Below are 7,804 nucleotides of genomic sequence, written 5' to 3'. Positions count from 1 at the left end.
CTAGACGATTCTACCGAACGGCAACTTCAAGACGCCATTGACGCACTTGCGCGAAGTACGCTGCGCCGAACCGATCAAAGCGACACCGAGGCACCGCATCAGTTCCGGCGCACGCCAGTTTATATCTCACTCGAAAACGAGGAGATGGCCAACCGGCTAATCCGTCAGCTTGAATTTTTTGGGTTCCGCGCTTCAGCTTTCAATTCTGCCGACGAGCTTACTGAAGCCTGTGCCCTGCATAAGCCAGAAACTATCCTAATGGATGTGAATTTTGGGGGCCGCCAGCACGCCGGTATTGCCACCATCGAACATTTGCAGGAACGGCACGACACCCCCGTTCCGATTATTTTCATGAGCGACGAAGACGGATCCATTCAAACCCGCCTGCGGGCTTCCCGCTGCGGCGGCGAAGAGTTCTTCTACCCAGCGGTTGATCCCGGGCAGCTTATCGAAAAAATCGAGACCTATACCCACGGAAACACCGTGGAGCCATACCGAGTGCTGGTGTTGGACGATTCCAGAGCCCAAGCTAAATTCATGGAAACCGTTCTGAAAAAAGCGGGCATGACCGCACACATTATTACCGACCCCATGGAAATCATCCACGCATTGGACATGTTCTCCCCAGAAATCATTATTCTCGACATGTATATGCCAGGCTGCACCGGCATGGAAATCGCTCGGGTCATTCGCCAGCAAGACCGATTCCACAGCGTGCCAATCATTTATCTTTCGGCAGAAGAAGACGTTACCAAGCAGTTGCATGCCATGAGCCTGGGAGGCGACGATTTCCTGACCAAACCCATCGACCCTAAGCACCTGATTGCAACGCTTCACAACCGGGGCCGACGTGCGCGCTCCCTGTTAGCGCTAATGATTCGTGACAGCCTCACAGGGCTTTACAACCACACTCATACACTGCACCTGCTTGATCAGGAAATCGTTAGGGCTCGGCAAAAAAACCAGCCACTGTGCTTTGCGATGATCGATATAGACTACTTCAAGAGAGTGAACGACACCTTCGGCCACCCGATTGGCGACCGCGTTCTTCGCAGCCTCTCGATGTTTCTTAAACAGCGTCTGCGCAAAACCGACCACATAGGTCGCTACGGCGGCGAAGAGTTTGCGATTATTCTTCCCGACACCCGGCCCAGTGATGCCCGCAATGTTCTCAACGAAATACGTGGGCGCTTTTCCGAACTCCAGCAGCCAGCAGGGGATCGGGAATTCAACGTCACCTTTAGTTGCGGCGTGGCCGCTTGGGATAACAACTCATCTCAAACGCTGTGTGAAAATGCTGATCGGGCGCTCTATGTTTCCAAAGAGCATGGCCGCAACTGCGTCACACTTGCTGATAACTAACCCACGAAGGTAGCCCCCGGACCGCTCCACACAGCTGCCCGTATGAAACCATCGTCGTATAGAAGTCGCCCCCGTCGTTTACGACAATGATTGCATTCAGCAGAAAGGTTCCATTTCTGTTCTCTTGGCTGCTTTACCAGGATCAATGGGCAACAGACTAACATTGTCAAAAAGTGTTGATCTGAAGAAAAAAAGCACACACCATGGGTAGAAAATGCCGTTATTTTCGGCGATCCTGTTATTAAAGTTATAAAGGCAGATGCAATCATGTCTACAATCTTGGTGCTCCATGGCCCCAACCTGAACATGCTCGGAACCCGCGAGCCGGATGTTTATGGCCACGAGACGCTGGCAGATATTGATGAACGATTGAGGGAGAGGGCAGCAGAACACGGCCATCACTTGCTGCATCTGCAATCTAACGCTGAATATGCACTGATTGATCGAATTCACGAAGCCCGAGCCGAAGGCGTGAATTTTATTATCATTAACCCAGCAGCTTTCACGCACACCAGTGTTGCCCTGCGGGATGCCATACTGGCCTCAGAAATTCCCTTTATAGAAGTGCATCTTTCTAACGTGCATGCGCGGGAAGCTTTCCGCCATCACTCGTATTTTTCCGATATCGCCGAGGGCGTTATTTGCGGTTTAGGCAGCCAGGGGTACGAACTCGCACTCCAGGCTGCCATGCAACGAATTCACCGATAGACCTGACAACACGGGACTGGATTGACTATGGATATTCGCAAAATCAAAAAACTGATCGAACTGCTCGAGGAGTCTGACGTCGAGGAGCTCGAAATTCACGAGGGTGATGATTCTGTTCGCATTTCCCGCCGTCGCGAACAGGCTGCTGCCCCCGCCCAGTACATCAGTGGCTATGCGCCGCCTATGCCGCAATCCGCCCAGGCTCCTGAAACCCCGGGGCCAGTTCAGGAAGACAGCACACAACAGGCTGTCCGAAACGGCCACGCCTTGCTTTCTCCCATGGTCGGGACTTTCTACCGGGCGCCGTCTCCCACCGCAGAGATGTTTGTCGAAGTAGGCCAATCCGTTAAAGCCGGTGACGTTGTCTGCATTGTAGAAGCCATGAAGATGATGAATCAGATTGAGGCCGACAAGAGCGGTACGGTCACAGAAATTCTGGTTGAGAACGGTCAGCCTGTAGAGTTTGACCAGCCGCTGTTAATCATTTCCTGAACCCGGTGATAGCTACTCATGGCCATGTTAGAAAAAGTTCTGATCGCAAACCGGGGTGAAATAGCCCTTCGGATTCTGCGCGCATGCAGAGAGCTCGGCATTAAGACCGTTGCGGTTCACTCACAGGTTGACCGCGACTTAATGCACGTGCGTCTGGCGGATGAATCCGTCTGTATCGGCCCCAACAGCCCCCTGGAAAGTTACCTCAACATTCCCGCAATTATCAGTGCCGCTGAAGTAACAGACTCTGTAGGCATCCACCCGGGTTACGGCTTTCTGGCCGAAAACGCCGACTTTGCCGAGCAGGTCGAAAAAAGCGGCTTCCGCTTCATCGGTCCCAGAGCAGAAACCATCCGCCTGATGGGCAACAAAGTCTCTGCTATTAACGCGATGATTCGCGCCGGCGTTCCAACCGTACCTGGCTCGGATGGCCCTCTTACAGACGATGACGAGCGCACCCTGCAAATAGCTCGTAAAATCGGCTATCCGGTTATGATCAAGGCCGCATCGGGTGGTGGTGGCCGTGGTATGCAAGTGGTTCATTCCGAAGCCGCACTGCTCAAAGCCGTTCAAATTACCCAGACCGAGGCAAAAAATGCGTTTGGCGACCCTACGGTGTACCTGGAAAAATTCCTGGAAACCCCACGCCACGTAGAAATTCAGATACTGGCCGACATGCACGGCAACTGTATCCACCTGGGTGACCGTGACTGCTCCATGCAGCGCCGCAACCAGAAAGTGATTGAGGAAGCGCCCGCTCCCAACATCGACCCCGAAGCTCGTGAACGCACGCTCAAAGCCTGTGTGGATGCCTGTAAAGAAATTGGCTATGTGGGTGCCGGTACTTTCGAGTTCCTGTATCAAGACGGCGAGTTCTTTTTCATTGAGATGAACACCCGCGTGCAAGTAGAGCACCCAGTTTCCGAGATGGTTACTGGTGTTGATATCGTTCGCGAACAGCTACGTATAGCCAGTGGATTGCCGCTGCAATACAAACAGGAAGATATCCACATTACTGGCCACGCGATGGAATGCCGCATTAACGCGGAAGACCCAGCCACCTTTGTGCCCAGCCCGGGCAAAGTGATGCACTTTCACGCGCCAGGTGGCAACGGTGTACGGGTAGACTCACACCTGTACAGTGGCTACACGGTCCCTCCGTTTTATGACTCACTGATTGCAAAACTGATCACCTGGGGCGACGATCGCCAAGTTGCCCGTCGGCGCATGAAAATCGCGCTGGACGAACTGCTGGTTGAAGGAATTAAAACCAATCAGCCTCTGCACCGGAAACTGGTGCGCGATGGCGGCTTTAAAACGGTAGACTTCACCATTCATTACCTTGAGAAGCTGATGCGGGACTAACATTCTGCATCACAATGCAGGAAGACCTATGCCCTGGATACAACTTCAGATCCCAGCTGATCCCGATACCGCGGACCAGCTTGAGGATCTGCTTATGGAGATGGGCGCCGATGCCGTCTCCATGGAAGATGCCGCAGACCAGCCGCTTTACGAACCCGACCCTGGCACCACGCCTCTGTGGAGCCAGACAACGGTTACCGGGCTGTTTCAGTCAGACCGGGATATCGACCAGTTGTGCACCGATGTACGCAACGCCTGGCACCAGCATACCCAGCAAGACCTTGCAGACATAGACGTCACTCTAGTTGAAGACAAAGACTGGGAGCGGGCCTGGATGGACGACTTTCATCCATTGCAGTTCGGCGAACGCTTGTGGATAGTACCCAGCTGGACCGACGCGCCTGACCCGGATGCGGCGAACTTAATGCTCGACCCAGGCCTGGCCTTCGGAACCGGCACCCACGCAACCACCGCTCTATGCCTGGAATGGCTGGACGGCAAGGATGTTACCGGCAAGCAAGTGACCGACTACGGTTGCGGCTCCGGCATCCTTGGCTTGGCGGCTCTGCTACTGGGTGCGAATCACGTGGTTGGCGTAGACACCGACCCCCAGGCACTCGAAGCCAGCCGCGAGAATGCCCGCCGCAATGGCGTGAATCAGGCTAAGCTCGATCTCTATCTGCCCAAAGACGAACCCGACACCAAAGCCGACGTGATGCTAGCGAACATTCTCGCACAGCCCCTGATTGGCTTGGCCCCACACCTGGCAGCACTGACAAAACCAGGCGGCGACCTGGTACTTTCAGGTATTTTGTCTAACCAAGCCCGCGAAGTGATGGCCGCTTATGAACCCTGGTTTATTATGGACGAGCCGGAACAACGTGAAGAATGGATACGCCTCACAGGACGGCGTAACGACAGATGACGAAGGCTGTCTTAACAACTAAACTGCGAGACTCGTAGTCCAGTCGCTTTCAGGAACGAAGCATGACCCAGAGTAGTCTGCAGACCCAGTGCCCCAAATGCCGTACCCGTTTTCGGGTGACTGATGAGCAGCTTGGCATTGCCAAGGGCAAGGTGCGCTGTGGACACTGCATGGATGTCTTCAATGCCGTCGAACACCAGGTATCCACTAGTACCGGTGGCTCACTGAAAACAGACTCTGGTGCAGACAGCAAAGCGCCAGTGCAGGACACTCACCCCGAGAACCCTACCGCCAGCTTTACCAGTGACACCACAGAAGACGAATTCCTTTTTGCGGATAATCCCGAAGAGGACGCCGAAGAAGGTCGCTACGCAGGCACAAAACTGACGTTCTCTGATGACGAACTCAGTGACAGCTTTCGCAGCTTCGACGACCGGGACTCTTCCGTGCAGGATGAGACCGGCAACGAGCAGGCAGGAAATATCGATGAAAGCTGGGCCGAAGCGATTCTCCGGGAGGACAACGCTCCTTCGAAAACCGAGCCAGAGCCACTAAAAGAGTCTTCCCCTGAGCCTGAATTTGAACCTGAAAAACCCAACGATGCGGTACCTGAAGAAGGCCTTCTAGAGCTTTCCAAAGAAGACGCGCCAGGCTTTTATGTTGACGAACAACCCGACCCGGCATTTGAGTCTTTTGCCAGCGAACATGAGCCCGAGCACGAAAGCGAGCGGCGGGAAGAGCCTTTCTCAGCAAGCACACAGTTCGGCGACCTCAGACACGAGCCCGTTTCCGTGGGCGGTAACAACAAAAGCTGGCTACGCACCTTTGTTTGGTCCGTAATCGTACTTGGCTTGGTGGGTGTTCTGGTTGCCCAGGTTATCTGGTTCCAATTTGACAGACTGTCTGCGATACCTGAGCTTCGGCCGTTTTATGAAAAAGGCTGCGAGCTGGCTGGCTGCGAATTGAAGCCTTTGATCAACGTCGACGCCATCCAGAGCCGCAAGCTAGTGGTTCGCACAGATCCACAAAATCGCAGCCAGTTGGTGGTTGATGCGGTCATCATCAATCGGGCAGATTTTCAGCAACCCTTCCCGGCCATTGCGCTGACCTTCTCGAACCTGAATGGGGACATTGTGGCCCAGAGCGTTTTCACACCGTCGGAATACCTTGCCGGCGAAGCTGGCGAGCTCGACACCATGCCGGTGGAAACCCCCGTTCGCATCGCTATAAGCATTCGCGACCCAGGTCGAGACGCCGTTAATTACAACATAATCTTCCGGCCCTACGCACCCTAAAACGGCTTGCCGGTGACCACCCGGCGGGCACGCCAACCCTCACTTCATAGAACAAAAGTCAACCAAAAAGAGCGAAAAATAATCAACTTTTTCGCTCCCTTACCCCTTCAATCACAGTGCCCTCAGCGGTATCATTAGCGCCCCTCGGAACTGGCATCGGTTATTTATTAAACAACCGCTCCGCTCCGGCTTTTGCTTAATCTGCTGTGATACGGATTCAAACCATGTTGCCAACGGCAAAAATCGGGCCGTACACCCTGCCCAATCCGCTGATTGTTGCACCCATGGCAGGTGTAACAGACCGCCCTTTTCGGCTGCTCTGCCGCAAAATGGGTGCGGGCCTGGCAGTCTCGGAAATGGTCATAGCAGACAGCAAGCTCTGGCATACCCGCAAATCCAGAACCCGCATGGATCATGCTGGGGAACCAGAGCCAAGATCCGTACAGATCGCCGGCGGTGACCCAGACATGTTAGCAAATGCCGCGCGACTTAATGCTGAGTCTGGCGCCCAGATTGTCGACATCAACATGGGTTGCCCAGCAAAGAAGGTGTGCAATAAAGCGGCTGGCTCAGCGCTGATGAAAGATGAAAGTTTAGTTCGGGACATACTGGAAGCAGTGGTTAGTGCCGTTGATATCCCCGTTACGCTGAAAATGCGCACTGGCTGGGATCAGGACAATCGCAACGCACTCGCCATTGCACGTATGGCCGAAGGCCTCGGCATTCAGGCACTGGCGATTCATGGCCGCACCCGCGCCGACAAGTACAACGGCGACGCAGAGTACGACACCATCGCAGAAGTGAAAGCCAGCGTTGGCATTCCGGTTTTCGCCAACGGCGATATTACGTCGCCGGAGAAAGCCCGCATGGTTCTGGAGCATACCGGTGCCGATGGCCTACTCATCGGCCGCGCGGCACAGGGCAGCCCATGGATTTTTCGAGAAATACTGCATTTCCTTGAAACCGGCCAGCACCTCCCTGCGCCTCCACTGAACGAAGTGGAACAAATTTTAAGCGAACACTTGAACGCCCTACATAGCTTCTACGGAGAGCTCATGGGCGTGCGCATTGCCAGAAAACACGTGGGCTGGTACCTGCAGTCCCACGACCCTAGCAAACAGTTCCGTCGTCGCTTCAATGCGCTCGATAATGCGCTGGAGCAAACAGACAGTATTCGACAGTATTTTTCAGGCTTACGAAATGGAGAGGTATTCGCAGCATGACCGCTGAAACTTTGGCAAACAACACACTCAACGCGCCGGCCAACGATGACATTCACCAACTGCAAACGGTGAATAGCAGCGGCAACACCGTTACCCTGCGTGACAACGTTGAGGTGGCCCTGAAAAACTACTTCGCCCAGCTTGATGGTGCCCCCGTTACTGAGGTGTACCAACTGGTACTCTCTGAAGTGGAAGCACCACTGCTGGAGCAGGTAATGAAGTACACCCGCAACAACCAGACCAAGGCATCTACCATGCTCGGCCTGAACCGCGGCACCCTGCGGAAAAAATTAAAGCAGTACGGCCTGCTATAATCGAGACACCCTGACTTGAAGAGGGCCTCCCGGATACCCTTCGCGAGGCCCTTGTTCGTTCACCCCAAGTGAAGAATGTGACCCCATGGCAAACCAGGCTAATACCCCCGTCCGTCGCGC

The 7,804-nt window shown here is 54.3% G+C and carries 8 protein-coding genes; all 8 read left to right on the top strand.

Going from position 1 to position 7,804, the window contains the following annotated elements; genetic code table 11:
- A partial coding sequence (locus ACTH3S_RS17090) for a diguanylate cyclase (protein ID WP_441810217.1) occupies positions 1 to 1,362 on the top strand: 1,362 nt, incomplete at its 5' end.
- Between the two features lie 267 nt (positions 1,363 to 1,629).
- The gene (aroQ, locus tag ACTH3S_RS17085; RefSeq protein WP_441810216.1) at positions 1,630 to 2,070 is read left to right on the top strand and encodes a type II 3-dehydroquinate dehydratase; all 441 of its coding nucleotides are present in this window, start codon (positions 1,630 to 1,632) and stop codon (positions 2,068 to 2,070) included.
- Between the two features lie 27 nt (positions 2,071 to 2,097).
- On the top strand, positions 2,098 to 2,562 hold the full coding sequence (gene accB / locus ACTH3S_RS17080; RefSeq protein WP_441810215.1) for an acetyl-CoA carboxylase biotin carboxyl carrier protein: 465 nt from the start codon (positions 2,098 to 2,100) through the stop codon (positions 2,560 to 2,562).
- A gap of 18 nt (positions 2,563 to 2,580) precedes the next feature.
- Positions 2,581 to 3,927 carry an acetyl-CoA carboxylase biotin carboxylase subunit gene (accC, locus tag ACTH3S_RS17075; protein ID WP_441810214.1) on the top strand — a complete coding sequence of 449 codons (1,347 nt, stop codon included), beginning with the start codon at positions 2,581 to 2,583 and terminating at the stop codon, positions 3,925 to 3,927.
- 28 nt (positions 3,928 to 3,955) lie between these two features.
- The gene (gene prmA / locus ACTH3S_RS17070; RefSeq protein ID WP_441810213.1) at positions 3,956 to 4,852 is read left to right on the top strand and encodes a 50S ribosomal protein L11 methyltransferase; all 897 of its coding nucleotides are present in this window, start codon (positions 3,956 to 3,958) and stop codon (positions 4,850 to 4,852) included.
- Between the two features lie 62 nt (positions 4,853 to 4,914).
- Entirely contained in the window at positions 4,915 to 6,147 is a 1,233-nt protein-coding gene (locus ACTH3S_RS17065; protein WP_441810212.1) for a DUF3426 domain-containing protein, read from the top strand.
- A 227-nt stretch (positions 6,148 to 6,374) separates the two neighbouring features.
- Entirely contained in the window at positions 6,375 to 7,370 is a 996-nt protein-coding gene (dusB, locus tag ACTH3S_RS17060; RefSeq protein WP_441810218.1) for a tRNA dihydrouridine synthase DusB, read from the top strand.
- Positions 7,367 to 7,684, top strand: coding sequence for a DNA-binding transcriptional regulator Fis (fis, locus tag ACTH3S_RS17055; RefSeq protein WP_200362137.1), 318 nt, complete (start codon positions 7,367 to 7,369; stop codon positions 7,682 to 7,684). The genes dusB and fis overlap by 4 nt, the downstream gene beginning before the upstream one ends.
- The last annotated feature ends 120 nt before the right edge of the window (positions 7,685 to 7,804 follow it).

The organism is Marinobacter sp. (genome assembly GCF_052094685.1).
Lineage (GTDB): Bacteria > Pseudomonadota > Gammaproteobacteria > Pseudomonadales > Oleiphilaceae > Marinobacter.
Note: the sequence above shows the minus strand (reverse complement) of the source record. Positions and strands in the feature narration are given on the sequence as shown.